Origin of the sequence: Rhodanobacter caeni (assembly GCF_039523575.1) — a bacterium.
GTDB lineage: Bacteria > Pseudomonadota > Gammaproteobacteria > Xanthomonadales > Rhodanobacteraceae > Rhodanobacter > Rhodanobacter caeni.
The window spans coordinates 198,278-224,459 of sequence record NZ_BAAAFO010000004.1 but is presented as its reverse complement, the minus strand read 5'-3'; the positions used below and the strand labels follow the sequence as shown (position 1 = coordinate 224,459).

Genomic DNA, 26,182 nt, shown 5'->3' with positions numbered 1-26,182 from the left:
CAACGCAAACCTTGATATTTTCGAGATAAAGTGGTGTCCATGGCCCGTCCTTTCCGCATGCATCGCACCACACGTCGCCGCCTGTTCTGGCTGGTGACGCTGCTGATGCTTTGGCAGCAGACGGCACTGGCTGCTTATGTTTGTCCGACTGTACCCAAAGCGGCGACGGCGACCGCGTTGGTGAACTCGATGCCGGGCATGGACGACGGCTGTGCGCAGCATCAAGAGTCCCCAGCCAGCCCGCTGTGCCAGAAGCATTGCGCGCCCGAGCACACCACGCAGGTTGAGGCGCACACCGCGTCGGTGCCCCTGAGCCCACTGCCGGCCATGCCGCCGATGCTGATATCGGCCGCGGCCGTCACACTGTCATCGAATCGCGCGCTCCAACGGGTCGGGCATTTGCGCGCGTCACCACCTCCGCCCATATTGTTGTTCTGCTCACTCCTGATCTGATCTGACACGTCGAGGCATCGACGTACGTGGCGTCGCGCCTGCGTGGCGCGCCGCAAACCGCAGATCGACGGAGTGTTCAACCATGTTCTCCTTTCACTCTGCCCGGCACCTGATGGTGACGGGTCTGGCCGCGCTCCTGTGGGGAGCCGTGGCTGCGACGGCGCATGCCGCCGAACCGCCGCTGACGCTGAAAGCGGCTGTCCAGCAAGGCGTGGCACGGGCACCGCAACTCGATGCGCGTGCCGCCGATACGGCGGCAGCCCGCGAGGAATCCGCGCGTGCCGGGCAGTTGCCGGATCCCACTCTGACGTTCGGGCTTTCCAATTTCCCCGTCACCAATCCGGGCGCTTTCAGCCTGCGTTCGGACGGGATGACGGCGCGTACCGTCGGTGTGATGCAGACGATTCCATCGCGAGCGGCGCGCGACGCCGAGCGCGGGCTGGCCGCTGCGCAGATCGATGCGGCGGAAGCTGACCGCACGGCCACGATGCAGACCGTGCAAGAACGCATCGCCGATGCGTGGATCGACGTGTGGGCGGCTCAGCAGAAACGTACGGTGTTGGCCACGTTGCGCAGCGAAAGCGTGCTGGCTGTCCAGGTCACGCAGGCGCGATTGCGGGGCGGCGAAGGCAACGCGACCGACGCGCTGGCCGCCCGTGCCGAAGCCGCCTCACTCGATAACCGTCTGGAAGCGATTGACGCGGATCTTGTCGCTGCCCAAGCCGGCCTGCAGCGCTGGCTTGGTCCGAGCGTTTTCGACCTCGCCGAAGCGCCGGATTTTGGTCAACTGCCGGTCGCGGCAGATCACCTGGAGGAGCGCATCGACCAGCAGGCGCCGATGCAGGCGTGGCAGGCACGCGAGCAGGTTGCTCAGGCGGCGCTCGAGCGGGCACGTGCGGCCAAGCATCCGGACTGGAGCGTGACTGCCAGCTATGGTCGGCGCGCGCCGGGCCTGTCGGACATGGTGATGCTGGAGGTGGGCGTCAGCCTGCCGCTGTTCACGCGCAATCGGCAGGATCGTGGCATCAGCGCCCGGCAGGCACAGTGGGACGCGGTGCAGGCCGACCACGAGGACGCGCGGCGCGCCCAGCGCGAGGCAGTCACACGCGCCGTAGCGACGTGGCAGGGATGGAATCAGCAAATCCAGCGCTACCAGGACACCTTGCTGCCGCTGGATCGGGATCGCGCCACCACGGCGCTGGCCGGCTACCGCGGAGGCGGCACATTGCAGCCATGGCTGGATGCCCGGCGCGACGAGATTGAATTGCGCCTGAGCTATGCCGATGCGTTGGCCGCACGCGCACGGTTGTGGGCTTCGCTTGCCTATCTGCTGCCTTCGGAGGTGACGCCATGAAGCGTCCTTTGGTGATCTTTGCCGCCGTCGTCGCGGCGGTTGCACTGCTCGTCGCCGGCTATCTCGGTGGCCGTCACCAAGCCACCACGGCGCCGGCGCCGGCGCATTCGTCGGTGACTGCGCCGGGCACGGCCGGCAAGGTGCTGTACTGGTACGACCCGATGGTGCCGCAGCAACACTTCGACAAGCCGGGCCTGTCGCCGATGGGCATGCAGATGGTGCCCAAGTATGCCGACGAGGGCGCGGCCGAGGATGTCGTCAGGATCGACCCCGCGACGGTGCAGAATCTGGGTGTGCGCACGGCCCCGGTCGAGCGTCGCGTGCTGGCATCAGCCATCCAGGTGCCGGGCACCATCACCTGGGATCTGCGGCAAGCCATCACCATCAGTGCGCGCACCGATGCGGTGGTGAGCAAGCTTGACGTGCGCGCGCCTTACACCGTGGTCAAAGCCGGCGAACCGCTGGCCCAGTTGCTGGCTCCGCAATGGAGCAGCGCGCTGGCCGAATATGGCGCGCTTCAACAAGCGCAATCGGCCGACGCGAAAGACCTGCGTGCCGCCGCACGGCAACGGCTGCAGGTGCTGGGCCTGACCCCTGCTGACATCCGGGCAGCTCGCCGTGGTTCGGGTGCCGCAATCACCCTGCATGCACCACAGGCGGGCGTCGTCACGACACTGGATGTGCGTGAAGGCCAGCGTGTCACGGCCGGCCAGACCTTGATGACCGTGAATGGCTTGTCCACCGTGTGGATCGAGGCTGCGCTGCCGCAGGCGGCGGCAGGCACGGTGCGCAGCGGCACGCCGGTGGTTGTCACGGTCGATGCGCTGCCGGGTCGATCGTTCCACGGCACCGTGGAAACCTTGCTATCGGATGTGGATGCGATGACACGCACCCAGCGCGCGCGCATCGTGCTTGACAACCCCGACGGTGCCTTGAGTCCAGGCATGTTCGCCAGCGTGCAACTCAACCCGACTCCGGATGAGGCAGTACCGGTGGTGCCGGACGACGCGCTGATCGCGACGGGCACCCACACGCGAGTCATTCTCGCCGAGGGAGATGGTCATTTCCGTGCTGTATCGGTACGCACTGGGCGCGCAGCCGGCGGCTATACGGAAATTCTCGACGGCCTGCATGGGAGCGAGAAAGTGGTGGTCTCCGGCCAGTTCCTGATCGATTCGGAGGCGAGCCTGTCCGGCGCTCTGGAACGCCTGAACGGCACCGCCGACCAACCGGCGCCGACCGCGAGCACGCCCATGCACGACATGCCGATGGGAGACGGCCAATGATCGCCGCCCTGATTCGAGCAGCGATCGCCCATCGCGTGTTCGTGCTGTTGGCTGCCCTGGCCTTGGCCCTGATGGGCATGTTCTCGGTGACGCGCACGCCGGTCGATGCGCTGCCCGATTTGTCCGACACCCAGGTGATCATCCGCACCAGCTACCCGGGTCAAGCGCCGCAGGTGGTCGAGGAACAGGTTACCTATCCACTGGCCACCACCATGCTCTCGGTGCCCGGCGCGACGACGGTGCGTGCCTTTTCGTTCTTTGGCGACTCCTACGTCGATGTGTTGTTCGATGACAGCACCGATCTGTATTGGGCGCGCTCGCGCGTGCTCGAATACCTGAGCCAGGCACGCGATCAACTGCCGGCCGGCGTTACGCCCGCCCTTGGTCCCGATGCCACGGGACTCGGCTGGATCTACGAATACGCGCTGGTTGATCGCACCGGTCAGCACGATCTTGGCCAGTTGCGTGCGCTGCAGGACTGGTTCCTGCGCTATCAGCTCAAGACCGTACCCAACGTCGCCGAAGTCGCCACCCTGGGCGGCATGGAACGGGCGTGGCAGATCGTGCCCGATCCGCAGGCGCTGGCCGCGCGTGGCATCACCGTGGAGCAACTGGTCGATGCCATCCGCAGTGCGAACGGCGCCAACGGCGGTTCGGTGATCGAACAGGGTGAAGCGGAACTGATGGTGCGTAGCGAAGGCTATCTGAAGAGTCGCGCGGACTTCGAAAACGTACCCATCACGACCAACGCCGGCGGCGTGCCGGTGCTGCTGCGCGACGTGGCGACGGTGCGGCGTGGCCCGACGTTTCGTCGCGGCCTCGCCGAGCTGGACGGGCAAGGTGAAGTGGTCGGCGGCATTATCGTGATGCGCACGGGCAAGAACGCGAAGGCCACCATTGCCGCCGTGAAAGCACGACTGGCGGAACTGCAGCGCAGCCTGCCGGCCGGCGTCGAGATCGTGCCGACTTACGACCGCTCGCAACTGATCGACGCCGCGGTGAGCAATCTGTGGACCAAGTTGTTCGAGGAATTTCTGGTCGTGACACTGGTCTGCGTGTTGTTTCTATGGCACCTGCGCTCGGCGCTGGTGGCCGTGATCACGCTGCCGCTGGGCGTGCTGGTGGCCTTCATTGCCCTGCATCTGCAAGGCGTCACGGCGAACCTGATGTCGCTCGGCGGTATCGCGATCGCGATCGGCGCGATGGTGGATGCGGCGATCGTGATGATCGAGAACACGCACAAGCATCTGGAGCATTGGCGTAACGCGAACGACGGCCGTGAACCGCAAGGTGCGCAGCGGTGGTCGCTGGTCGCCGATGCCGCCGCCGAGGTGGGCCCGGCACTGTTTGTGAGCCTGTTGATCATCGCGCTGTCGTTCGTGCCGGTCTTTGCGCTGCAGGGACAGGAAGGCAAACTGTTCAAACCCCTGGCCTTCACCAAGACCTACGCGATGGCGGCAGCGGCCGGGCTGGCGGTGACGCTGGTGCCGGTGCTGATGGGTTATCTGATCCGCGGGCGTATCCGTGCCGAGGGCGACAATCCGCTCAACCGTGGCTTGATCCGCGGCTATCGCCCGCTCCTTGAAGCCGTGCTGCAGCATCCGAAAGCGACCCTGGTGCTGGCCGGTGTGCTGCTGCTTACCGCGCTCGTGCCGATGGCCAAGCTAGGCAGCGAATTCATGCCCGCGATGGACGAAGGCACGTTGTTGTACATGCCCACCGCGCTGCCCGGGCTGTCCGCCGGCAAGGCCTCGCAGTTGCTGCAGTTGACCGATCGCATGATCAAGACCGTGCCCGAGGTTGATCACGTGTTTGGCAAAGCGGGGCGCGCCGACACCGCCACCGATCCGGCGCCACTGGAGATGTTCGAGACCACGATCACCTTCAAGCCGAAGGACCAGTGGCGGCCGGCCATGACGATGGACAGGATCAAGGCGGAACTGGACAAGGCGGTACATGTGCCGGGGCTCACCAACCTGTTCGTGCCGCCGATCCGCAACCGCATCGACATGCTCTCCACCGGCATCAAGAGCCCGATCGGCATCAAGGTGCTAGGCACCGACCTGGTCACGCTGCAGACCGTGGCCGATCGGATCGAGACGGTGGCAAAGACCGTACCCGGTGTCAGTTCGGCGATTGCCGAGCGTCCGACCAGTGGTCGCTACGTCGATTTAGCCATCCGCCGTGACGCTGCCGCGCGCTACGGGCTGACCCAGGAGCGCGTGCAGCAACTGATCGCGACCGTGGTCGGCGGCGATCCGATCAGTCAGACCGTCGAAGGGCGTGAGCGTTATCCCATCGTGGTGCGCTACCCGCGTGCCGAGCGCGATTCCATCGGAGCGCTGCGGCAGTTGCCGATCGTCGCTGCCAACGGTGCACAGATCACACTTGGCCAGATCGCGGACATTGCCGTTGAAGCAGGACCGTCCATGCTGAAAAGCGAGGGCGGCCGGTTGGCCACGTATGTCTACGTTGATACGGCCGGCAGCGATTTGGGCACGGTAGTGGCCAACCTGCAACGCGCGGTGGCGCAGCAAGTCACCTTGCCGCCGGGTACGACCGTGGCTTGGTCCGGTCAGTTCGAATACCTGGCCAGCGCCATGGAAAGACTCAAGGTGGTGGTACCGATTGCGCTGGTGATCATTTTTCTATTGATCTATGCCGTGTTCCGCCGCGTGAGCGAAGCCGCGCTGATCATGGCCAGCGTGCCGCTGGCACTGGTCGGCGGCCTGTGGCTGATCTGGTTGCTTGGGCATGCGGTATCGGTGGCCACGATCATCGGCTTCATTGCGTTGGCCGGCGTGGCTGCCGAATTCGGCGTGGTGATGTTGCTTTACCTGCACCATGCGTGGGAGCACCAACTTGCGCTCGATCCGCACGCCGGCCCAGAAGCGCTTGATGAAGCAATTCGCGAAGGCGCCGTGCAGCGTGTGCGCCCGAAGGCGATGACCGTCGCGGTGATCCTCGCCGGCCTGTTTCCGATCCTGCTCGGCCATGGCGCCGGCTCAGAAGTAATGCAGCGCATAGCCGCCCCGATGATCGGCGGCATGGTCACTGCACCCTTGCTATCCATGCTCGTTATACCCGCGGCGTACCGCCTGCTGGTCCGTTATCGGCTGCGTAAAGCCAGCAAGACAAACGCCACACTTCACTCCAACCCACAAGGAAACTGACCCATGAAAAAGCCATTCATCACCCTTGCGATTACCGCTGCGCTGTTCACCGCTCCGGTGTTTGCCAACCCTCAGCAGATGGATCCGAATATGCCGGGCATGGCAGGGATGCACGAAGCCACACCCGCCGACGTGCAGGGCGTGGGCGTGGTCAAGGCGATCGACACCGCCAAGGGCACCGTCACGTTGCAGCATGAAGCCATCGCCGCGATCGGGTGGCCGGCGATGACGATGACCTTCAAGCTGGCGTCACCGGATCTGCTCAAGGGCGTCAAGGTCGGCGACAAAGTGCGCTTCAGCCTGCATCCGGCCGGCATGGCCAGCACGGTGACCGCGATCGCGCCAGCACAGCCATAAGCGGCAGATCGCATGCATCTATCGACATAGACCAGCGCCCGTCACGGTGGCGGCCGCCAAACAAATGCTTACGGCTGCGCCTGCTTCGATTCCAGATCCTTGATCAGTGCCTTCATCTCGCCGATCTCGCGCTTTTGCGAAGCGATAATTTCATCGGCGAGCTTGCGCACGCGCGGATCCGAAATGTGGGCACGTTCGCTGGTGAGAATGGCGATCGAGTGATGCGGAATCATCGCTTTCATGTAGGAAATATCTTCCACGGTAGCCTGGCTGCGCACGAGATAGAGCGCCGCGGCAAACACCACCACGGCGCCGCCAACGATGGCGAGGTTCACCGTGCGGCTGGCGTACATGTGCAGCATGAAGCCCAGCATGATCACCGCCATGGTCGCGCCCATCACCAGCGCCATCCAGGCGCGGGTCTGGCTCCAGAACACGTGATCCAGCCGGTAAGTGTTGAGGTACATCACGCCGAACATGACCACCGTGGCGGTGGCAATCATGGCGAGGAAACGCACGTAGGAATTCTTCATCGCGGATCTCCGTAGGAAACGGCAACAAGGTAGGCGATAGCCTGTCGCAAGTTCGTGACCGAGCGGAACGGCTATGCCGACGCGCCGTCTCGCGCTTCCGCGCAGCGCGCCCGCGCTCGGGCGGCGATCGAAATGACTGCACCTGACGCCGTGCTGCGGATAGACCATCCTTCGTAGGGGTCAAACGGTGCCGGTAGTGGCTGTCTGAATTCATCACGACCGGCGCCCAAATGAAATTGTCTAACAGCGCGGTTGTCGTATAGGATCGAACGATGTATCGGTCTGCACCATCACTGCTGACTCGCCTGCGCCGCCACCGCGGATTGTGGGTGTTGGCCGTGGCCGTGTTGCTGATCAAACTGGTCAGTGGATCGATCTGCGTGGCCGATGGACCGGGGGCGCAATTCGCTTCGGCGACCGCTGCTGCCCCGACCACCTTGTTGGCGGATACCGCCGTCAGTACGGTATCGGCTGACGACGCGAACCCCTGTCTTCTGGGTGAAGGGCGCAGCTGCCATTGTGCCTGTGCGCATTCGGTGACATTGCCGGCCAGCACGCCGCTCCCCATCGCCATGATGGAAGCACGCTTCGCACCGCTCACCCGCCATTCGGGATTCACGCCGGCCACGACCGGCTCGCTGCTACGCCCCCCCATCGTCTGAACCCGTTCCGTTTCGCGATGCCACCGCCTGTGCGGTGCGTCGCCTCGTGATCGTTTTCAGGAGATGGCTTCATGTCTGTTTTTCGTTCGGTGCCGATCGGCGCCGTGTGTCTGTTGTATGCGGCGATGCTCAGTGCCGCCCCCGTATCCCATCCTTCCTCACCGGTAGCTTCTCCGCCGACATCGTTGGCGACGTCTCCCTTGCAGGATGCGGTGCGCCGTATCTGGCAAGCCAGTCCCGAGGTGCAGGCCGCGCGGGCAGACCTTGATGCTGCCCAGGCCCGTGCGCGTGCCGCTGCGCAGCCGCTGTACAACCCCTCACTGTCGCTCGATGCGGAGAACGCGGACGCCAATCGGCGCACGGCGGGCATCAGCCTGCCGCTGGATCTGTCCGGCAAGCGTCGTGCCCGGGCCAGCCAGGGTGAGGCCGACCTGCTGGCTGCCGAAGCTGGGTACAACCTGCGGCGCCGTGACGTCGCCACCCGCTGGCTGAAAGCGTGGTCGACGGCCGCACTTGCGGCTCGACAGAGCGAGTTGGGTCAGCGTCGCCTAGCGCTGATGCAGCGCTTCGATGACCTGGCCGCGCAGCGACTGAAGGTCGGCGATATCAGCAGTCCGGAGCGCGATCTGGCCGGCTTGGCCTTGGGTGAGGCGCAGGTGCAACAGGCGACGCTCGCGAGCAATGAGGCCGCGGCCCGTGCGGCGCTGCTGGCCATCAGCGGCGATCAACTGACCGCGCTGCCTCCGTTGCCCAAGGGCCTGTCACCGGCACTCGAAAGTGCCGCGCCGTTGCCCGTCGACGAGCTGCCGGAACTGCGTCAGGCCCGCGCCCGGCAAGCGAGCGCTGAGGCCGGCGTGCAGGTCGCACGCCGGGCGCGCATCCCCGATCCCACGCTCAGCCTGACGGGTGGCCAGGTGCGCAGCGGGCCACGGACCGATCAGGTGATCGGCGTGAGTGTGTCCATTCCCTTGCCGGTGCTCAATACGGGACGCGCCGAAGTGGATGCCGCTCGTGCGGAAGCCGATGCGGCCGCCGCGGACGTGCGCTCGCGCCAATTTGTGCTGCGTGCCGGACAGCAGGAAGCGCAAGCGCGCTACGCCGCCTTGCGCGGTGCCGCCGAGGCATTCCGCACCGGCCGTGCCGCCGCGTTCGAGGATCGCACCGCGCTGCTGGAAAAGCTCTGGCGTGCCGGCGAAATCAGCACCTCCGATTACCTCGTACAGCTCAAGCAAAGTCTCGACACCGCACTGTCCGGCCAGGAACTGGAAAGCCAGACCTGGCAGACCTGGTTCGACTACCTCACCGCTGCGGGCCGTCTGACCGACTGGCTCGACGGCCGTACTCAAAACGGCCCCAATCTGGAAGTCTCCCGATGAATCTCTCTCTTTTGAAACGCAGCCTGCTGGGCATGGCACTGTTTACTGCGCTGGCCGGCCCCGTCATGGCGCAGGAACCGGCACCCGCCAATCCGCTCGCGCTGGACGCCAAGGCGATCAAGGACGCCGGCCTTGTCCTCGACAAGGCCGCGCCGCACACGCTGACGGATGAGCTGAAGGCACCCGGTGAAGTGAAGGCCGACGCTTATTCCACTGTGCTCGTGTCACCGCGCGTGGAATCGCAGGTGCTCGCGCGCAAGGCCAAGCTCGGTGACGTGGTAACAGCCGGCGATCCGCTGGTGGTGCTCTCGAGCGTGGAAGTGGCCGAAACCCAGGGGGCGCTGATCGTGGCCGCGCAGGACTGGCAGCGCATCGCGGCGCTGGGTCCGCAAGCCGTTTCGGCGCGCCGCTACAACGAAGCCAAGGTGGCCCGCGACCAGGCTCGCGCCAAGCTGCGCGCCTACGGCTTGTCCGAAGGGCAGATCAACGGCTTGCTGCACAAGGGCTCGTCGGCCGCCGACGGCAGCTTTGAACTGCTGGCTCCGGCCGATGGCCGCGTCACCACCGACGATTTCCTGGTCGGCGAGCGCGTGGAGCCCGGCCGCACGTTGTTCACCCTCGTCAAGGAGGACTCGGTATGGGTCGAGGCACAGCTTGCGCCCGCCGATGCCGAGCGAGTCGAGGCCGGCGGTCGGGCCCGCGTGATTGCACACGACACGTCCCTGCCCGGCAGGGTGGTGCAGCGCTCGCATCAGACCAACGAGCGCACCCGCACGGTGCCGGTGCGTATCGAGGTCGACAACCGCAAGGATCTGCTGCACCCGGGAGAACTGGTCGAGACGCGCCTGGCCGTCGGCGGCAGTTCCAAGGCACTGGCGGTACCCGCCGAGGCGATCGTCCTGCTGCAGAACCAGCCCACGGTGTTCCTGGCCAAGGGCGAGGGTCAGTTCGAGCCGGCACCGGTGGTCACCGGCGACACCCGCGAGGGCTGGACCGTCATTACCCAGGGCCTCAAGCCCGGCGACACCTACGTGCGCAAGGGCGCCTTCGCCCTGAAGGCGCGCCTGCTGCGCTCGCAACTGGGAGAGGAATGATGCTCGAACGCCTCGTTGAACTCTCCCTGCGCTACAAGGTGCTGGTGCTGATCGCCTTCGCGGTGATCGGCTTCCTCGGCTTCCAGGCCGTGCGCCAGCTTCCCATCGATGCCTTCCCCGACGTTACGCCGGTGCAGGTCAACGTCTACACCGAAGCCTCTGGCCTGGCCGCCGAGGACGTGGAGCAGTTGCTCACGACCCCGGTCGAGTCGGCGCTCGCCGGCCTGCCCAAGGTGCAGCAGATCCGCTCGGTCAGCCTGTTTGGTCTGTCCTACGTGTCGGTCTACTTCGATGACGACATGGACATCTACTTCGCCCGCCAGCTCGTCAACGAACGGCTGCAGCAGGTGGGCGATCGCCTGCCGGCCGGCTACGGCAAGCCGGAGATGGGTCCGAACACCTCGGGCCTGGGCCAGGTGTTCTGGTACACCGTGGAGCGCGCCGACGCCACGCTCAAGGATGCCGCCAAGGCACCCAACGACATGGACCTGCGCACGCTGCAGGACTGGACCATCCGGCTGATCCTGCGCACCGCACCCGGCGTGGACGATGTCACCTCCTGGGGCGGCCAGGAGAAGCAGTACCAGGTGCGCATCGATCCGATGAAGCTGATCGCCCACGGGCTGGGCTTCAAGGACGTGATCGAGGCCTTGCAGGCGAACAACGCGCAAGTCGGCGGCAACTTCATCGACGTCGGCCGCGAGCAGTACCTCGTGCGTGGCTTAGGGTTGGTGCAGGACGCCAAGGACATCGGCAGCATTGTGCTCAAGAGCGAGGACGGCACACCGGTCTACGTGCGCGACGTTGCCGATATCGTGGAAGCCGGCGCACCGCGCACCGGCGCGGTCACCCGCGACGGCAAGGAAGTGGTCATGGGCCAGGCGCTGGCACGCATCGGCGAGAACGCCAAGAGCGTGGTCGATGCAGTCAAGGCCAAACTCGATACGGTCAAGCAGGCGTTGCCGCCGGGCGTGGTCGTCAAGCCGGTGTACGAACGCACCGAGCTGGTCAACGCAGCGGTGGAAACCGCGGTGCGGGCGCTGATCGAAGGCTCGATCCTGGTCGCGATCATCCTCTTTCTGTTTCTGGGCGAGTTCCGCAGCGCGCTGGTCGTGGTGGTGGCCCTGCCGCTTGCCATGCTGATCGCCTTTATCTGCATGGACCAGGTCGGCCTCTCGGCCAACTTGATGTCGCTGGCCGGCCTGGCGATCGGCATCGGCATGATGGTGGACGGCGCGGTGGTCATGGTGGAGAACGCCTTCCGCATCATGGCCGAGCGCAAGGCCCACGGATTGCCGGTGGACCGCACCGCCGCCGTGCTGGCGGCCGCCCGTGAGGTCGCCAACCCGGTGGCGTTCGCGATCCTCATCATCATCGTGGTGTTCCTGCCGCTGTTCAGCCTGCAGGGGCTCGAAGGCAAGATGTTCAAGCCGATGGCCTTCAACATCAGCTTCGCCATGGGCGGCTCCCTGCTGCTCGCGCTGACGCTGATCCCGGTGCTCGCCGCGCTGGTGCTCAAGCCTAAGGAGGAGAAGGACACCCGTCTGGTGGCCTTCCTCAAGCGCCACTACGCCACGGTGCTGGCCTGGTCGCTGGCCCGCCGCAAGGTCGTGCTCGCCATTGCTGGTGCGGCGCTGGTGGGCAGCCTGGCGCTGTTCCCTTTCCTGGGCAAGGAGTTCATGCCCAACCTCAAGGAGGGCGCGATCATGTGGCGCATCACCTCCATCCCCTCGGCCTCGCTGGACGAATCGATCGACATCTCCAAGCAGGTCGCTACGCTGATCAAGCAGAAGTTTCCCGAAGTGGAAACCACGCTGGCGATGATCGGCCGCGCCGAGAAGGGTGAGACGGCGGACGTCAACTACATGGAGGTGTATACGCCGCTCAAACCCAAGGACCAGTGGCGCGACGGGCAGACGCTGGAAAGCATCGAGGAGGCTATGCAGAAGGAGTTGACCGCCGCGCTGCCCACCGCGGTGGTGAGCTACACCCAGCCGATCCAGATGCGCATCGAGGAACTGATCTCCGGCGTGCGTGCCACCCTGGCGTTGAAGCTCTACGGCAACGACCTGGGTGAACTGGACCGGCTAAGCGGGCGGATCAAGGACGTGCTGGCCGGTGTGCCCGGCGTGGCGGACCTCGCGCTGGAAGCGAACATCGGCAAACCGCAGATCCGCATCCAGGTCGACCGCGATGCGCTGGCACGATACGGGCTCAACGCCGACGACGTGCTCACCGTGGTCAAGAACGGCATCGGCGGCGAGCCGGTCTCCACCCTACTCGACGGCGTCCGGCGCTTCGACATCACCGTGCGGCTGGACGATGCCGACAAGGCATCCCTGCCAGCGATCCAGCGCATCCCGATCCGCACCGCCAGCGGCGCGCTGGTGCAGTTGTCGCAGGTGGCCGAGGTCAGTGATGCGGAAGGCTATTCGTTCATCCGTCGCGAGCAGCTGCAGCGCTACGCCGTCATCCAGATGGACGTGCGCGGCCGCGACATCGACGGCTTCGTCAAGGACGCCAATGCCGCGATCGCGCAGCAGGTGAAGTTGCCGACGGGCTACTACAGCGAATGGGGTGGCGCGTTCGAGAACCAGCAGCGGGCATTGAAGCGGTTGTCGCTGATCGTGCCGGCAACGATCTTCTTCATCTTCGTCTTGCTCTACACCGCCTTCAACTCGGTGAAGTACGCCGCGCTGATCCTGGCCAACGTGCCGTTCGCCACCATCGGCGGCATCGTCGGGCTGGCGATCACCGGGCAATACCTGTCGGTACCCTCGGCGATCGGCTTCATCGCCGTGTTCGGCGTGGCGATGCTGAACGGCATCGTGCTGGTGAGCTTCCTGAATGAGCAACGTGAAAAGGGGCTGCCCGTCCGGGAAGCCGTGATCCGCGGCACCGCGTTGCGCATGCGGCCGGTGATGATGACCGCGAGCGTGGCGATCCTGGGCCTGGTGCCGATGCTGCTTTCCAGCGGCGTCGGTGCGGAAACCCAGCGTCCACTCGCCACTGTCGTGGTTGGCGGTCTGATCACCTCGACCCTGCTGACCCTGGTACTGCTGCCAGTGCTCTACGACTGGATCGAAGAACGCGCCGCCCGGCGCCTCACCAAGGAGAACGCCCCATGAAAGAAGTGAAGGCATTCATCCATCGCGGCCGCGTGGTCGACGTCATCCACGCCTTGGAGGACGGTGGATTCCACTACCTGTCGTTTAGCGATGTCAAAGGCCAGTTGACTGCACTCAGTGCCCAGGAACAGAGCTATTCGATGGAACTGGGCGAACGCGTGACCAGGCAGATCAAGCTGGAGGTGTTCTGCGAAGACGACCAGGCAGAGCGTGCCGTGCAACTGATCCGTTTGCACGGGCGCACCGGCCAGAGCGTGGCGGGCTGGGTCTACCAGAGCACGGTGGATCGGGCGTGGCCGATCGACGGCCAAATGGGCTGACGATGATTGGGCGGGGGTACTCCCCGCCCATCATTTTCGGTGTCATGTCATAACACCGCGGTGCTCGCGTAGAGTGACCACCGCACAGGAGACCCGCATGAGCACGACAGACTCCGACGAACACGATCGCGGCCACGGTCACGGCGTGCTGTGCGGTGCAAACGAGAAGCAGGGCCGGCAAGGATTCGTGATCTGCGGCCTGCAGTTCATGGCCTTCGGCTCGGTCAAGGACGTAGCGATTGTGTTCAGTGGCATTCCTCCGGCGCTGACGGCGCTTTACCGTTGGCTGCATGGCGATACCGAGTCGCGTCAGCAGATGCTGGAGGGTTGAGTCATGGCCGATTGTTGCTGCAGCGGCACCGTCGACATCCGCGCCTTGCAGGCGCAGCAGCGGCGGGTGCTGATGATCGTGCTGGCGATCAATGTCGTCACCTTCGCCATGATGATTTCGGCGGCGATCTACAGTGGCTCCTCGTCGCTGCTGTCGGGTGGGCTGGACAATCTGGGCGATGCGTTGACCTACCTGCTGAGTCTGGCGGTGATCGGCGCCAGCGGACGGGCCAAGGCCAAGGTAGCGCTGCTCAAGGGTGCCTTGATTCTCGGGGCTGCGGTAGCTGTCGCCATTCAGATCGGCTGGCGGCTGGCGCATCCGAACGTGCCGATCTTCGAGGCCATCGGTCTCGCCGCGGTGATCAACCTGGCCTTCAACGGCATTTGCCTGTGGTTGCTGACACCCTACCGTCATGGCGACGTGAACATGGCCTCGGCGTGGGAATGCTCGCGCAACGACGTATTCGAGGGCTTTGCGGTTCTGCTCGCGGCCGCTGGCGTCTGGCTGTTTGCGGCCGGTTGGCCCGATCTGGTCATCGCCGCGGCGCTGTTGGTGATGTTTCTGCGCTCGGCGTGGCGGGTGTTCCGCTCGGCTTGGCGCAGCTACCAGATGGGAGAGGCGTGATGGGAGCTGGACACGATCACGGCGGCGGCGGGATCAAGCACGAGAAACCGCTGTGGTGGGCGCTCGGCCTGACCGCCACCTTTCTGATCGCTGAAGTTGTGGGTGGCCTGCTGACCAACAGCCTGGCGCTGTTGTCGGACGCGGCACACATGGCGACCGATGTGATCGCGCTGGGCATTTCATTGACTGCGGTACGCTTGAGCCGGCGTCCGCCGGATGCCAAACGCACCTACGGCTATGCGCGCCTGGAAGCGCTCGGCGCGATGGTCAACGGCGGTCTGCTATTCCTGGTCGCCGGCTACATTCTGTGGGAGGCGGTGCGGCGTTTCAGCGAACCGCCCTCGGTGGCCTCTACCGGCATGCTGGTAATCGCGGCGCTGGGCCTGGTCATCAACCTGATCTCGATGCGATTGCTCAAGGCAGGCAGCGGCGAGAGCCTGAACGTCAAGGGCGCCTATCTGGAAGTGTGGGCCGACATGCTCGGCTCGGTCGGCGTGATCGTCGGAGCGCTGATCATCACGTTCACCGGCTTCTACATCGCCGATCCGATCATCGCGGTACTGATTGGGCTGTGGGTTTTGCCGCGAACCTGGATATTGTTGCGGGAGGCAGGCAACGTGCTGATGGAGGGTGCGCCCCGAGGCATCGACACCGAGCAAGTTCGCGCGGCGCTGTTGGCCACGCCGGGCGTGGCCGCATTGCATGATCTGCATGTCTGGGCGCTCAGCAGTACCAAGCCGGCCCTGGCGGCTCATGTGGTCGCCGAAGAAGACGCATCTGATGGCGATGCCTTGCGAATTCAGCTGGAGCAACTGCTTGAGGCACGTTTTGAGATCCATCACGTGACGCTGCAAATCGAAGCCACGCCTTGCGGGCCGGGATGCGAAAAGGGTAACGGATGACGGCGGTATGGTCAGGGCTTGGACCAGCCGAGTGGCATTGAGCCCCAGGGCGAGACACGGGATCCGTGTTCCGTCGCATTGGATGCTTCTGCGTGGCAACCGCAGTCACTCATATCGCGTCGCCTTCAATCGGCATCGGGTAATACTTCCCTAGTCGTAGGGCATGAAGGCATCGGCTGACGGCCTCGGTGGATATTGAACACGAATCCGACCGCCAGCAGTATCAGAATCGCCAACTGGGCCAGCAAGGATTGCCAGGTCGGATAGATGCCCAGCAGTTCGATATGCGGCACCGGCGCGACACTCACTGCCACCCAGCCGGCTTCCTGCAGGGCGGCGACGCCCTTGCCGGTCAGCACGACGGCGAGCACAGCGATCAGCGCGGAACTGGCTGAGAAGAACGTACCGATCGGCAGCCGACGACTGGTGCGCAACAGCACCCAGGCGATCAGCCCCAGCACGGCCGCACCGGCGGCGATGCCGCTGAGTAGCCACACTTCCTGGCCGTCATTCCACAGGGCCGCATAGAACAGGATGCTCTCGAATACCTCGCGATAGACCGAGATGAAGGCCAGCCCGAACAGGAACCACGCCGAACGCCGGTCGAGTGCGGCGGCCATCTTTTCCTTCAAATACGCCTGCCAGCGACCACCGATACTTTTCTGGTGCATCCACAGACCGACCCCAAGCAGCACGAACGCCGCAAACAGCGATGACAGTCCCTCGGTCAACTCACGACCGGCACCACTGATGGAAATTGCGTAGCTGGCGATCGCCCAGGTGATACCCCCGGCGACCAACGCCAGGCTCCAGCCGGCATGCACGTAGCGCAGCGCTTCGGGCCGCGCGGCCTTGCGCAAGAAGGCGAGCAAGGCGACAACGACCAGCAGAGCTTCCAGACCTTCACGCACCAGGATGGTGAAAGCACCCAGGAAGGTGGTGGCCGCATCGCCTGCAGCATCGGCGGTGACTTCTTGCGCGCGCAGCAACAGACCATCGACCTCATCGGCCTGTTTCGACACCGATGCAACCGAGGTGCTGCTCGTCAGCGCGGTGCGATAGGCACCCATCGCCGTTTCAAGCTGGGCGCGCAGTGCGCCGTCCCGTGCATTGAGTTGCGGCTCGACGGGCTCCACGCCATCGAGGTAGGCGGACAGCGCCAGCTGGGTGGCTTGCGCCTTGGCACCGGCCCGGTAAGCCGTCAGGCTCGCCGTCAGTCGCGCTCGTGCCAGAGGAATTCCCGCCAGGGCCTGCTGCTGAATGGCCTCAGGGTGTGCCCTTAGATAGCCTAGGATCGCCCGTGCGCGCGCTGCATCGAGCGTGGGCGTCAATTGCGTGACGCGAGCGCGCGACAGCTCCTTCAGGTCAGCAACCTGTGCTTGTGCGGCGGTGTCGTGCTGCCACATATCGGCACCGGTGGACGCCTCCTTCGTATACGCCAGCGAGCCCACGTAATACGCAAGTGCCCAACGATCATCGGACGACAGCTGCTGCTCGTAGCTCACCATCGGCGTGCCTTCCACGCCTTGGCTGATCACCTCGTACAACGACAGCGCGCTGCGCTGATCTGCCCGCGTCTGATCGGTGAAATTCACCGGACGAGGCGACAGTTGCATGCCAGCGGGCCCGTCACCGTGTCCGGTGACGCCATGACAGGCGGCACACTGGTTCTGATAGAGCGCCTCCCCACGCACCAGGTCGGGGACGTGTTCCGGTGCGGTCGGCACCGGATACGCTTGCAGCAACGCATCGGCCAGCGCATGCGCTTGCGTCGCCACTTGGGCGGGCGCCGCCTTGGCATCGACGGAGGCCACCAGTTTATCGGCCTGCTTCATGAGTGCAGGCGTGGTCGCGGTCGATGGCAACGCGCCGATGCGTGATCGCGCCGTCGATGTGAATTCCCGCATCTCGGCGTACTCGGATGCGCTGATCACCGCGCCATCTTTCACCGCACCCGCGTAGTCCGTCGCCAGATAGTCGAGCATCTGCCAGGTTTGCGGCACCGACGCGATGACATCTTGAGCCAAGATCGGAAAGGCCATCGTGCCGAACAAGAGAAGCAGCGCCATGGAAAGACCACGAAAAGCGGTGCGAATACGATTCGTTATCATCTAATAGATGATACTCGTCCTTGAGGAATTCGCCAGCACATCACCTCCGCCAGGGCGTCCACCGAGCCTGTATCAGGAGCCAGTGTGCCGCGGGAAGGCATGTCGGTGACTGATGTCACCCGAAGGTTGGTGTTGCCTAGCCGATTGCAATCGAAGTAATTACCGAGTCTCGATGGTCAGAGCGACGACGTTCGACGCTTACGAGGGTTGGCAACGATTAGTGGTTTGCACGGCGTTTTGGCGACCCCACAGCTGCCGTCAGACTGATTGCAGCAGTGGTCCGTAAGATAGCCAATCAGGTCGTTCATGGCTTCGATGACCGGCGTGTAGTAGACGAAACGCCCACTCTGCTGGCTGGTCACAAGACCGGCGTGCGACAGCTCCTTCAGATGGAACGAAAGCGTGGCATTGGCCAGTCCCAGCTTCTCGGCAATCGCACTGGCGGCCAGACCGTCCGGAGCGTGCTCGATCAGCAACCTATAGACCGCCAACCTCGACTCCTGCGCTAGCGCGGAAAGGATCGTGAGAGCTTGTTTGGTCTGCATGATGGGGGTGGTCGGCTCATAACGGCGTGCGGTGATCGTCGTGGGCAGTGTAATGCTTGCGCTCATCACGGATCAGCCGGCCGCACACGGACAATACGTTGTAATGACCTCGCATGACGATGCTCCATTCAAGCCTGCCTTGTTTCATACCAACGCTTGCTGCCGTTGACGATGCGAACCACCGACAACATCACCGGCACTTCGATCAGGACGCCGACCACGGTGGCCAGCGCGGCGCCGGAGTGCACACCGAACAGACCCACGGCAGTGGCAACAGCCAGCTCGAAAAAGTTGCTGGCTCCGATCAACGCCGACGGTCCGGCCACGCAATGGGCTACCCCGAACCGACGGTTGAGCACGTAGGCCAACCCCGAGTTGAAATACACCTGGATCAGGATCGGCACAGCCAGCATGGCGATCACTGTCGGCTGGGCCAGGATCTGCTGGCCCTGAAAACCGAACAGCAGCACGAGGGTGGCCAGCAGCGCTAACAGGGACGCCGGCCCCAGCCGTTGGAGCAATGCCTGCAACCGTGCCTCGCCACCTCGTGAAAGCATCCAGCGACGCAGCACCACGCTGATGGCCACCGGCACGACGATGTAGAGCAGTACCGACAACAGCAACGTGTTCCACGGCACCGTGATCGAGGAAATGCCCAGCAGCAGCGCCACGATGGGTGCGAACGCGACCACCATGATCGTGTCGTTCAAGGCGACCTGGCTCAGCGTGAAGTTCGGTTCGCCGTGGCACAGATTGCTCCACACGAACACCATCGCCGTGCACGGCGCCGCGGCCAGCAGGATCAGGCCGGCGATGTAGGAATCGAGTTGGTCCGCAGGCAGATACCCGGCAAAGACGTGACGGATGAAGATCCAACCCAATAGCGCCATCGAGAACGGTTTGACGGCCCAATTGATGAAAAGTGTGACGCCAATGCCTTTCCATTGCTGGCGCACGCCACCGAGCGCGCTGAAATCGATCTTCAACAGCATTGGGATGATCATCAACCAGATGAGCACGGCCACCGGCAGATTGACCTGGGCAACCTGCATGCCTCCCAAGGCTTCAAAGGTGCCAGGTAGCCAGTGGCCCAGAACCGTGCCCGCCACGATGCACAGCAAGACCCAGACCGTGAGGTAGCGCTCGAAGAAGCCGATGCGGGTGCCGCTGGCCGCATCCGGATGGGCCTTGATCACATCGGCAGACAGCTGGCTCACGCGTGTGCCTCTTCGACGTCGGTGAGGGTGCCGATGTGATCCAGCGCCTGCTTCAATGCGTCCCGGCTCATCGTTTCCACCGGCAGGTTCACCAGTGCGGTAACTCGATAAAGCACCAGCGTGTGGGCCAAGCGGAAAGCCTCGATCGCAGCACCGGCATCTTGGGCCGCCGCCGGATCGGGCTGGCCCCAGTGGGCCTTTACGAAATCGCCGAACAGCACTGGACACGTCTCATTGGCGGCGTTGTCGCAAACCGTGATCACGATATCCAGCGGTGGGGCATCTTCCCCGGTGAAACGGTCCCACGACTTGCTACTGAGACCTTCGGTACAGATGCCGAATGCCTTGAGCTCTTCGATCGCATGGGGATTGACGCGGCCGGTCGGCTGACTGCCGGCGCTGAACGCTTCGAAGCGGCCCTTGCCCAAATGGTTGAGGGTCGCTTCGGACAGGATGCTGCGGGCGGAATTGCCCGTGCAGATGAACAGAACGCGGCACGGCTGCAATGACGGTCTCGGGTTAAATTCTATAATTCCATAATGGTAGAATAATCAAATCAAGGCAACGGGACCCGTTCGAGGTAACGGGAACCGTGTTCATGACGATGCAGGACCTGCCCCACATTGCTGCCGATGTGCTGGAAACGCCCAGCTTGGCCAAGCTGGCCCCTGCCGGCCGACTCCACCCATCCGCCACGCTTCCTGATCCTGTATGGCTCCCTGCGCCCGTGCACCTCGCTTCCTCGTCGGACGCATAGGTCGGAACCATCTCTTGAACAAAGCCCAACAAGACCCAACCAGAAGCAACAATCACTGGCATACCCAATGGCACACCAGCTTTCCTTAGGGCACAAAAAAAGCCACGAAAATCATGGCTTTAGTTGATGTATCTGGCGGAGAGAGAGGGATTCGAACCCTCGATAAGGCTTTTGACCCTATACTCCCTTAGCAGGGGAGCCCCTTCAGCCTCTCGGGCATCTCTCCGGGGTTTTGGCCGCATTGCTGCGAAGCCGGCAAGGATACTGACCGGCAGGGTCCAGGTAAAGGCTTAATTCAGTGGTCGTGTTCGGCGGGCTCGCCCGGCGTGTCGCCGGCGTCGTTTTCGCCCTTGATCCGCTGATAGATTTCTTCGCGATGGACGGCGACGGTCTTGGGCGCGTTGATACCGATACGCACCTGATTGCCCTTTACCCCGAGAACGGTGACGGTCACCTCGTCGCCGATCATCAGGGTTTCACCGACCCTGCGGGTCAGAATCAACATGATTTTGCTACTCCATAATGCTGTTGTTCACAGGCCTGCGGTCGAAGGAACCTCACCCCTGAGTTCCTCTTGCGCAGTTCGACGATTGATCCGTCGAAGGCCCTCTCGCCTTCCCGGCTCACAGCCAAAACACTCCTTAGCGTCCTGACTGGCGACGCCACCGTTATCCGGCAGCACCGACACTATCGCCGATACTAACTGAGCGTGATTACTGCGCGCAACGCATCACGGCAGTGAAAAATGGCACGGGCAGGGTAGCGTTCATGCTTGCTCATTGGGCGGCCACCCACTGCGGCAAGGCGGCCAGCAAGGCGGGCAATTCCGGCGCATCGCGACCACCGCCCTGGGCCATGTCGGCGCGACCGCCGCCCTTGCCGTCGATCTGCGTGGCCACGTGCGCCACCACGTTGCCGGCCTTGGTGCGCTCCAGTCCCTTGCCATGGACGCCGGCGATCAGCGAAACCCGGCCATCGGCGGCACCGGCAAGCAGGACCACGCAGTCGCCGAGCTGCTGCTTGAGCTGATCCACGCCATCGCGCAGCGACTTTGCATCGAGCCCTTCCAGCCGCGCGGCCACTACCTTGATGCCATTGACGTCGACGGCGCTGCCGGCGAGGTCGGCGGTAGCGGAACCGGCCGCCTTGCTGCGCAGTGCCTCCAGCTCACGCTCGAGCTTCTTCTGCCGATCGAACAGCTGGCGCAATTTGTCCACGGCGTCGTCGCCACTGCTGGAAAGCAGGTGCGAGAACTCGGCCAGGCGACGCTCCTCGTCGGCGACGTGCGCCAACGCGCCTGCGCCGGTGACCGCCTCGATGCGCCGCACGCCGGAAGCCACGCCCGCCTCGCTGACGATCTTGAACAGGCCGATGTCGCCGGTGCGGCCCACGTGGGTACCGCCGCACAGTTCGGTGGAGAAATCGCCCATCTTCAGCACGCGCACTTCGTCGCCGTATTTCTCCCCGAACAAGGCCACAGCGCCAAACGCGATCGCGTCGTCGTAGCCCATGTTGTGGATCTCGGCGGCAGCGTTGCGGCGCACTTCGGCATTCACCATCGCCTCGACCCGCTGCAGCTCTTCAGCGCTCATCGGCTTGAAGTGGGAGAAGTCGAAACGCAAACGCTCTGGCGCCACCAGCGAGCCCTTCTGCGCCACATGGTCGCCCAGCACCTGGCGCAACGCCGCGTGCAGCAGATGGGTGGCCGAATGATTGAGCACGATCGCCTGGCGCCGCGCCGCATCCACGCGCGGCGCCAGCAGGTCGCCGGTGCGCAGCGGCTGCGTACCCTGCCAGCGGCCCGCGTGACCGAAGAACACGCCGCCCATCTTCAAGGTGTCGTCGACCTGGAAACGGCCGTGGGCGTGGAGGAGCTCGCCCTGGTCGCCCACCTGGCCACCGGACTCGGCGTAGAACGGTGTGCGGTCGAGGATCAGCAAGCCCTCTTCGCCGTCGCCCAGCTGGTCCACCTGGCGGCCGTCACGCACGATGCCCAGCAGCTTGCTGCCCTCGTTCTGCAAGGCCTCGTAACCGAGGAACACGGTGGGCTGCAACTGACTGGCCAGTTCGGCCGGCATCTGCCCTTTCGCCTCGAAACGGCCGGCAGCGCGGGCGCGCTGGCGCTGGGCTTCCATCGCCTGCTCGAAGCCGTCCATATCGATATCCAGGCCACGCTCGCGCGCGATGTCGGCGGTGAGATCGACCGGGAAACCGTAGGTGTCGTACAGCCGGAACGCATCGTCGCCGGCAATGGTTTTGGCGGATTTGTGCGCCACCTCGTCGAACACGCGCATGCCGTGCTCCAGGGTCTCGCCGAAGCGATGCTCCTCGGTGCGCAGCGCGTCCTCGACGAACGTCTGCTTCGCGGCAAGCTCCGGGTACGCCGCGCCCATTTCCGCCACCAGCGGCGCGACCATCTTCCAGAAGAAGTCGCCGCGCACGCCCAGCATCCAGCCATGGCGCAGGGCCCGGCGGATGATGCGGCGCAGGACGTAGCCGCGCCCTTCGTTGGACGGCAGCACGCCATCGACGATCAGGAAGGAACAGGCGCGGATGTGGTCGGCGATCACGCGCAGCGACTTGTTGGCCAGGTCGGCCGTGCCAGTGAGCTCGCCCGCCGCACGGATCAGGTTGGCGAACAGGTCGATCTCGTAGTTGGAATGCACGTGCTGCAATACCGCGGCAAGGCGCTCCAGGCCCATGCCCGTATCCACGCACGGTGCCGGCAGCGGGCTCAGCGTGCCGTCCGGCGCGCGGTCGAACTGCATGAACACCAGGTTCCAGATCTCGATGTAGCGGTCACCATCCTCGTCCGGCGAACCGGGCGGACCGCCGGCGATGTCCGCGCCATGGTCATAGAAGATCTCGGTGCACGGCCCGCACGGGCCGGTATCGGCCATCTGCCAGAAATTGTCGGACGCGTACGGCGCACCCTTGTTGTCGCCAATGCGCACGATGCGCTCGGCCGGCACGCCGATCTCCTTGTTCCAGATGTCGAACGCCTCGTCGTCGGTCTGGTACACGGTGACCCACAACTTCTCGGCCGGCAGCTTGAATACGCCGGTCAGCAACTCCCACGCGTAAACGATCGCGTCGCGCTTGAAGTAATCGCCGAAGGACCAATTGCCCAGCATCTCGAAAAACGTGTGGTGACGGGCGGTGTAGCCCACGGCGTCGAGATCGTTGTGCTTGCCGCCCGCGCGCAGGCAGCGCTGTACGTCGGCGGCACGGACGTATCCGGGCTTCTCGCTGCCCAGGAACACGTTCTTGAACTGCACCATGCCGGAATTGGTGAACAGCAGCGTGGGATCGCTGGAGGGCACCAGCGAGCTGGACGGCACGATGGTGTGGCCCTTGGCGCGGAAATAATCGAGGAAGGTGGCGCGGATTTCGGAGGTTTTCATGCGGATCAGGGATGGCGGACGACAAAAGGCCACACCGTGGCGCGCCCCGGTGGTTTCTCCATGATCCCGCGGGGGTTTCAGGAAATATCGTCGGCGGCTTCGTCCACTTCGGCGTGGGTAGCACGTCGTACTGTGGCGGCGGCAAAGCCGCGGCGCAAGAGGAATTGCGCCCGGCGGTTGCGTTCGGCGGGGTCGGCGGTGCCCGCCGCGCCATAACGGCGACGCAGTTGCGCGGCGGCGGAAGCATCCCAGTCGACCTCGGCCTGATCCATCAACTCGCGGATGCGGGCATCGGCCAGGCCATGGCTTTTCAGCTCCACCCGCAGGCGCATCGGGCCGTAGCCCTGGGCGATACGGCTGCGCAGCAGCACTTTGGCGAAGCGGTCGTCATCCTGGTAGTGCTGCGCGCCCAGACGATCGAGCGCGTCGGCCGTTTCCTCGCCTTCATAACCGCCCTGGCGCAGCTTGGTTTTCAGCTCCTTGCGCGAGTGTTCGCGGCGCGCCAGCAGGCCCAGCGCCTTGTCGTAGGCGCTGCGCTTGGGCTTGGCGGGATCGGCTGGGGGGCGGCGGTGGGTGGGCATGTGGGCTGTCCAGTGCGCATTGAGGTTGGCGGCCCTTCGACTTCGGCCCGTCGGGCCTGCGCTCAGGGAGAACGGTTGAGGGAATGCGTATGGCCGCCTACATCGTTCGCCCTGCGCGTAGCGCAGCAGTCAAAGGGCTGCTCTCCACCTTTCAATCCGCCGGAGTGCCGAAACGCACATGGCCCGGGCGTGCCGGGCCATGTGTCTGCAGCGGGTCGTTACCGATAAACCATCACGCTTCCTCGAGAGCCTCTTCGGCCGCCGCGGCCGCCGGCTTGCCGACGGGGATCAGCAGGCGCTCGCGCAACAAGCGGTCGATCTCGTTGGTCATTTCGGGATGTTCGCGCATGTACTGGCGCACGTTCTCCTTGCCCTGGCCGATGCGTTCGCCGTTGTAGCTGTACCAGGCGCCGGATTTCTCGATCAGGTTCTGCGCCACGCCCAGTTCGATGATCTCGCCCTCGCGCGAGGTGCCTTCGCCGTAGAGGATCTCGAACTCGCACTGGCGGAACGGCGGCGCCACCTTGTTCTTGACCACCTTGACGCGGGTTTCCGAGCCGATGATCTCGTCGCCGCGCTTGACCGCGCCGATGCGGCGGATGTCCAGGCGCACCGAGGCGTAGAACTTCAGCGCGTTGCCGCCGGTGGTGGTTTCCGGGCTGCCGAACATCACGCCGATCTTCATGCGGATCTGGTTGATGAAGATCACCAGGGTGCCCGCCTTCTTGATGTTGGCGGTGAGCTTGCGCAGCGCCTGGCTCATCAGGCGGGCGTGCAGGCCGACGTGGGAGTCGCCCATCTCGCCTTCGATTTCCGCCTTGGGCGTCAGCGCGGCGACGGAGTCGACCACGACCATGTCCACCGCGCCCGAGCGCACCAGCATGTCGGCGATTTCCAGCGCCTGTTCACCGGTATCGGGCTGCGACACCAGCAGGTCCTCGACCTTGACGCCCAGCTTCTCGGCGTAGGTGGGATCGAGCGCGTGCTCGGCGTCGATGAAGGCCGCCGTGCCGCCCGCGCGCTGGCAGCTGGCGATGGCCTGCAGCGTCATGGTGGTCTTGCCGGAGGATTCCGGCCCGTAGATCTCGATCACGCGGCCGCGCGGCAGGCCGCCGACGCCCAGGGCGATGTCCAGGCCCAGCGACCCGGTGGAGACCGTCTCGATGGCCTCGTTGACGCGGTCGCCCATGCGCATGATGGCGCCCTTGCCGAACTGCTTTTCGATCTGGCCAAGGGCGGAGGTGAGCGCCTTGCGCTTGTTGTCATCCATCGTAGGTATTCCGGTTGGGCTGTGAATGGAAGCATGATGCCCGGGCGGTGTCTCACGGGCTGCGATAAGGGTTGATTATCCCACACCGGTCAAGCCGGCCTGGCGGCCCAGGGCGCCCTATTCCGTCAGCGTTTTGCGCAAGCCCGTGAGCGCCGCCGCCACGGTTTGCCGGCGCACCGCCTCGCGGTCGCCGGAAAAATGGAAAAGTTGCGCATGGCCGTAGCCGCCGCGGCGTTTCCAGCCGATCCAGACCGTGCCGACGGGTTTTTCCGGCGTACCGCCCGAGGGGCCCGCGATGCCGGTCACGGCCACCGCCACGCCAGCACCCAGCCGCGCCAGCGCGCCGGAAACCATCTCCAGCACCGTCTCCTCGCTGACCGCGCCGGTCTGCTCCAGCGTGTGCGGGTTGACGCCCAGCAAGGCCTCCTTCGCCTCGTAGCTGTAGGTGACCACGCCGGCATGGAACCAGGCAGAGCTTCCCTCCAGGTCGGTCAGCGTCTTGGCGATCCAGCCGCCGGTGCACGACTCGGCGGTCACCAGCATCAGCCGGTGCTGCAGCACTTCGGCGGCCACCTCGGCGGCCAGCGCCACCAACTGGGCGTCGGTGGGAATGGATGACGGTTCCATGGGATCTCCGGAGCGGCGGTCGCGGCGCTGCAAACACCCCGTTCTACCCGTTCATGGCGACCGCGCCAAGCCCTCGC

The 26,182-nt window shown here is 64.7% G+C and carries 23 protein-coding genes, 1 tRNA gene and 1 pseudogene; 14 read left to right on the top strand and 11 right to left on the bottom strand.

The window, feature by feature from the left end; translation table 11 throughout:
* Window positions 1-39: 39 nt before the first annotated feature.
* From ABD017_RS13575 to ABD017_RS13555, 5 genes are all read left to right on the top strand, one after another.
* Window positions 40-453 (top strand): hypothetical protein, encoded by a 414-nt coding sequence (locus ABD017_RS13575; protein ID WP_056602732.1) that lies wholly within the window; start codon window positions 40-42, stop codon window positions 451-453.
* A gap of 82 nt (window positions 454-535) precedes the next feature.
* A complete protein-coding gene (locus tag ABD017_RS13570; RefSeq protein WP_056602730.1) occupies window positions 536-1,807 on the top strand; it encodes a TolC family protein in 1,272 nt (423 codons plus the stop codon).
* Window positions 1,804-3,093 (top strand): efflux RND transporter periplasmic adaptor subunit, encoded by a 1,290-nt coding sequence (locus tag ABD017_RS13565; protein WP_056602727.1) that lies wholly within the window; start codon window positions 1,804-1,806, stop codon window positions 3,091-3,093. The genes ABD017_RS13570 and ABD017_RS13565 overlap by 4 nt, the downstream gene beginning before the upstream one ends.
* A complete protein-coding gene (locus ABD017_RS13560; protein ID WP_056602725.1) occupies window positions 3,090-6,266 on the top strand; it encodes an efflux RND transporter permease subunit in 3,177 nt (1,058 codons plus the stop codon). The genes ABD017_RS13565 and ABD017_RS13560 overlap by 4 nt, the downstream gene beginning before the upstream one ends.
* A 3-nt stretch (window positions 6,267-6,269) precedes the next feature.
* Window positions 6,270-6,623 (top strand): copper-binding protein, encoded by a 354-nt coding sequence (locus ABD017_RS13555; RefSeq protein ID WP_056602723.1) that lies wholly within the window; start codon window positions 6,270-6,272, stop codon window positions 6,621-6,623.
* 68 nt (window positions 6,624-6,691) lie between these two features.
* On the opposite strand, the gene ABD017_RS13550 is transcribed toward ABD017_RS13555, so the two are convergent.
* Window positions 6,692-7,156 carry a DUF305 domain-containing protein gene (locus ABD017_RS13550; RefSeq protein WP_056602721.1) on the bottom strand — a complete coding sequence of 155 codons (465 nt, stop codon included), beginning with the start codon at window positions 7,154-7,156 and terminating at the stop codon, window positions 6,692-6,694.
* A gap of 338 nt (window positions 7,157-7,494) precedes the next feature.
* On the opposite strand from ABD017_RS13550, the gene ABD017_RS13545 reads away from it, so the two are divergent.
* The 8 genes from ABD017_RS13545 to ABD017_RS13510 all read left to right on the top strand — a co-directional run bounded on the left by ABD017_RS13545 (window position 7,495) and on the right by ABD017_RS13510 (window position 15,593).
* A complete protein-coding gene (locus ABD017_RS13545) occupies window positions 7,495-7,818 on the top strand; it encodes a hypothetical protein (protein ID WP_343883311.1) in 324 nt (107 codons plus the stop codon).
* 212 nt (window positions 7,819-8,030) lie between these two features.
* Window positions 8,031-9,194, top strand: coding sequence for a TolC family protein (locus tag ABD017_RS13540; protein WP_235578660.1), 1,164 nt, complete (start codon window positions 8,031-8,033; stop codon window positions 9,192-9,194).
* Window positions 9,191-10,288: an efflux RND transporter periplasmic adaptor subunit gene (locus ABD017_RS13535; protein WP_343883310.1), complete on the top strand. Its 1,098-nt coding sequence runs from the start codon at window positions 9,191-9,193 to the stop codon at window positions 10,286-10,288. The genes ABD017_RS13540 and ABD017_RS13535 overlap by 4 nt, the downstream gene beginning before the upstream one ends.
* Entirely contained in the window at window positions 10,288-13,416 is a 3,129-nt protein-coding gene (locus ABD017_RS13530) for an efflux RND transporter permease subunit (protein WP_343883309.1), read from the top strand. Before ABD017_RS13535 ends, ABD017_RS13530 begins: the two co-directional genes overlap by 1 nt.
* Entirely contained in the window at window positions 13,413-13,736 is a 324-nt protein-coding gene (locus tag ABD017_RS13525; protein WP_056602717.1) for a P-II family nitrogen regulator, read from the top strand. Before ABD017_RS13530 ends, ABD017_RS13525 begins: the two co-directional genes overlap by 4 nt.
* A gap of 97 nt (window positions 13,737-13,833) precedes the next feature.
* The gene (locus ABD017_RS13520) at window positions 13,834-14,067 is read left to right on the top strand and encodes a hypothetical protein (RefSeq protein WP_156458304.1); all 234 of its coding nucleotides are present in this window, start codon (window positions 13,834-13,836) and stop codon (window positions 14,065-14,067) included.
* Window positions 14,068-14,070: 3 nt separating this feature from the next.
* Window positions 14,071-14,691 carry a cation efflux transmembrane domain-containing protein gene (locus tag ABD017_RS13515; protein ID WP_056602715.1) on the top strand — a complete coding sequence of 207 codons (621 nt, stop codon included), beginning with the start codon at window positions 14,071-14,073 and terminating at the stop codon, window positions 14,689-14,691.
* Window positions 14,691-15,593, top strand: coding sequence for a cation diffusion facilitator family transporter (locus ABD017_RS13510; protein WP_056602714.1), 903 nt, complete (start codon window positions 14,691-14,693; stop codon window positions 15,591-15,593). The genes ABD017_RS13515 and ABD017_RS13510 overlap by 1 nt, the downstream gene beginning before the upstream one ends.
* Before the next feature lie 125 nt (window positions 15,594-15,718).
* Here ABD017_RS13510 and ABD017_RS13505 read toward each other — a convergent pair whose 3' ends face one another.
* From ABD017_RS13505 to ABD017_RS13490, 4 genes are all read right to left on the bottom strand, one after another.
* Complete coding sequence (locus ABD017_RS13505; protein ID WP_343883308.1) at window positions 15,719-17,662, bottom strand: FTR1 family protein; 1,944 nt, start codon at window positions 17,660-17,662, stop codon at window positions 15,719-15,721.
* Window positions 17,663-17,880: 218 nt separating this feature from the next.
* Window positions 17,881-18,249 carry an ArsR/SmtB family transcription factor gene (locus ABD017_RS13500; RefSeq protein ID WP_056604985.1) on the bottom strand — a complete coding sequence of 123 codons (369 nt, stop codon included), beginning with the start codon at window positions 18,247-18,249 and terminating at the stop codon, window positions 17,881-17,883.
* Between the two features lie 128 nt (window positions 18,250-18,377).
* Window positions 18,378-19,466, bottom strand: coding sequence for an ACR3 family arsenite efflux transporter (arsB, locus tag ABD017_RS13495; protein WP_056602712.1), 1,089 nt, complete (start codon window positions 19,464-19,466; stop codon window positions 18,378-18,380).
* Window positions 19,463-19,972 (bottom strand): arsenate reductase ArsC, encoded by a 510-nt coding sequence (locus ABD017_RS13490; protein ID WP_056602711.1) that lies wholly within the window; start codon window positions 19,970-19,972, stop codon window positions 19,463-19,465. The genes arsB and ABD017_RS13490 overlap by 4 nt, the downstream gene beginning before the upstream one ends.
* A 92-nt stretch (window positions 19,973-20,064) precedes the next feature.
* On the opposite strand from ABD017_RS13490, the pseudogene ABD017_RS16790 reads away from it, so the two are divergent.
* Window positions 20,065-20,194: pseudogene (locus tag ABD017_RS16790) on the top strand (arsenical resistance protein ArsH); the annotation flags it as partial.
* Window positions 20,195-20,356: 162 nt separating this feature from the next.
* On the opposite strand, the gene ABD017_RS13485 reads toward ABD017_RS16790, so the two are convergent.
* The 6 genes from ABD017_RS13485 to ABD017_RS13460 all read right to left on the bottom strand — a co-directional run bounded on the left by ABD017_RS13485 (window position 20,357) and on the right by ABD017_RS13460 (window position 26,105).
* Window positions 20,357-20,449: transfer RNA gene (locus tag ABD017_RS13485), tRNA-Ser, on the bottom strand.
* Window positions 20,450-20,518: 69 nt separating this feature from the next.
* On the bottom strand, window positions 20,519-20,728 hold the full coding sequence (csrA, locus tag ABD017_RS13480; RefSeq protein ID WP_343883307.1) for a carbon storage regulator CsrA: 210 nt from the start codon (window positions 20,726-20,728) through the stop codon (window positions 20,519-20,521).
* Window positions 20,729-20,999: 271 nt separating this feature from the next.
* Window positions 21,000-23,627: an alanine--tRNA ligase gene (gene alaS / locus ABD017_RS13475; RefSeq protein ID WP_343883306.1), complete on the bottom strand. Its 2,628-nt coding sequence runs from the start codon at window positions 23,625-23,627 to the stop codon at window positions 21,000-21,002.
* Between the two features lie 77 nt (window positions 23,628-23,704).
* Window positions 23,705-24,208, bottom strand: a complete 504-nt coding sequence (locus ABD017_RS13470) for a regulatory protein RecX (RefSeq protein WP_343883305.1) — start codon at window positions 24,206-24,208, stop codon at window positions 23,705-23,707.
* A 232-nt stretch (window positions 24,209-24,440) separates the two neighbouring features.
* Window positions 24,441-25,478, bottom strand: coding sequence for a recombinase RecA (gene recA, locus ABD017_RS13465; RefSeq protein WP_343883304.1), 1,038 nt, complete (start codon window positions 25,476-25,478; stop codon window positions 24,441-24,443).
* Between the two features lie 117 nt (window positions 25,479-25,595).
* Window positions 25,596-26,105, bottom strand: coding sequence for a CinA family protein (locus tag ABD017_RS13460; RefSeq protein WP_343883303.1), 510 nt, complete (start codon window positions 26,103-26,105; stop codon window positions 25,596-25,598).
* Window positions 26,106-26,182: the final 77 nt, after the last annotated feature.

What these genes read in the sequence shown, in the direction of transcription:
- ABD017_RS13560 (WP_056602725.1), top strand. Translation starts at nt 3,090, where the DNA reads ATGATCGCCGCCCTGATTCGAGCAGCGATCGCCCATCGCGTGTTCGTG.
- ABD017_RS13555 (WP_056602723.1), top strand. Translation starts at nt 6,270, where the DNA reads ATGAAAAAGCCATTCATCACCCTTGCGATTACCGCTGCGCTGTTCACC.
- ABD017_RS13550 (WP_056602721.1), bottom strand. Translation starts at nt 7,156, where the DNA reads ATGAAGAATTCCTACGTGCGTTTCCTCGCCATGATTGCCACCGCCACG.
- ABD017_RS13575 (WP_056602732.1), top strand. Translation starts at nt 40, where the DNA reads ATGGCCCGTCCTTTCCGCATGCATCGCACCACACGTCGCCGCCTGTTC.
- ABD017_RS13520 (WP_156458304.1), top strand. Translation starts at nt 13,834, where the DNA reads ATGAGCACGACAGACTCCGACGAACACGATCGCGGCCACGGTCACGGC.
- ABD017_RS13515 (WP_056602715.1), top strand. Translation starts at nt 14,071, where the DNA reads ATGGCCGATTGTTGCTGCAGCGGCACCGTCGACATCCGCGCCTTGCAG.
- csrA (WP_343883307.1), bottom strand. Translation starts at nt 20,728, where the DNA reads ATGTTGATTCTGACCCGCAGGGTCGGTGAAACCCTGATGATCGGCGAC.
- ABD017_RS13510 (WP_056602714.1), top strand. Translation starts at nt 14,691, where the DNA reads ATGGGAGCTGGACACGATCACGGCGGCGGCGGGATCAAGCACGAGAAA.
- recA (WP_343883304.1), bottom strand. Translation starts at nt 25,478, where the DNA reads ATGGATGACAACAAGCGCAAGGCGCTCACCTCCGCCCTTGGCCAGATC.
- ABD017_RS13525 (WP_056602717.1), top strand. Translation starts at nt 13,413, where the DNA reads ATGAAAGAAGTGAAGGCATTCATCCATCGCGGCCGCGTGGTCGACGTC.
- ABD017_RS13505 (WP_343883308.1), bottom strand. Translation starts at nt 17,662, where the DNA reads ATGGCGCTGCTTCTCTTGTTCGGCACGATGGCCTTTCCGATCTTGGCT.
- ABD017_RS13565 (WP_056602727.1), top strand. Translation starts at nt 1,804, where the DNA reads ATGAAGCGTCCTTTGGTGATCTTTGCCGCCGTCGTCGCGGCGGTTGCA.
- ABD017_RS13460 (WP_343883303.1), bottom strand. Translation starts at nt 26,105, where the DNA reads ATGGAACCGTCATCCATTCCCACCGACGCCCAGTTGGTGGCGCTGGCC.
- ABD017_RS13570 (WP_056602730.1), top strand. Translation starts at nt 536, where the DNA reads ATGTTCTCCTTTCACTCTGCCCGGCACCTGATGGTGACGGGTCTGGCC.
- ABD017_RS13470 (WP_343883305.1), bottom strand. Translation starts at nt 24,208, where the DNA reads ATGCCCACCCACCGCCGCCCCCCAGCCGATCCCGCCAAGCCCAAGCGC.
- ABD017_RS13500 (WP_056604985.1), bottom strand. Translation starts at nt 18,249, where the DNA reads ATGCAGACCAAACAAGCTCTCACGATCCTTTCCGCGCTAGCGCAGGAG.
- ABD017_RS13535 (WP_343883310.1), top strand. Translation starts at nt 9,191, where the DNA reads ATGAATCTCTCTCTTTTGAAACGCAGCCTGCTGGGCATGGCACTGTTT.
- ABD017_RS13530 (WP_343883309.1), top strand. Translation starts at nt 10,288, where the DNA reads ATGCTCGAACGCCTCGTTGAACTCTCCCTGCGCTACAAGGTGCTGGTG.
- alaS (WP_343883306.1), bottom strand. Translation starts at nt 23,627, where the DNA reads ATGAAAACCTCCGAAATCCGCGCCACCTTCCTCGATTATTTCCGCGCC.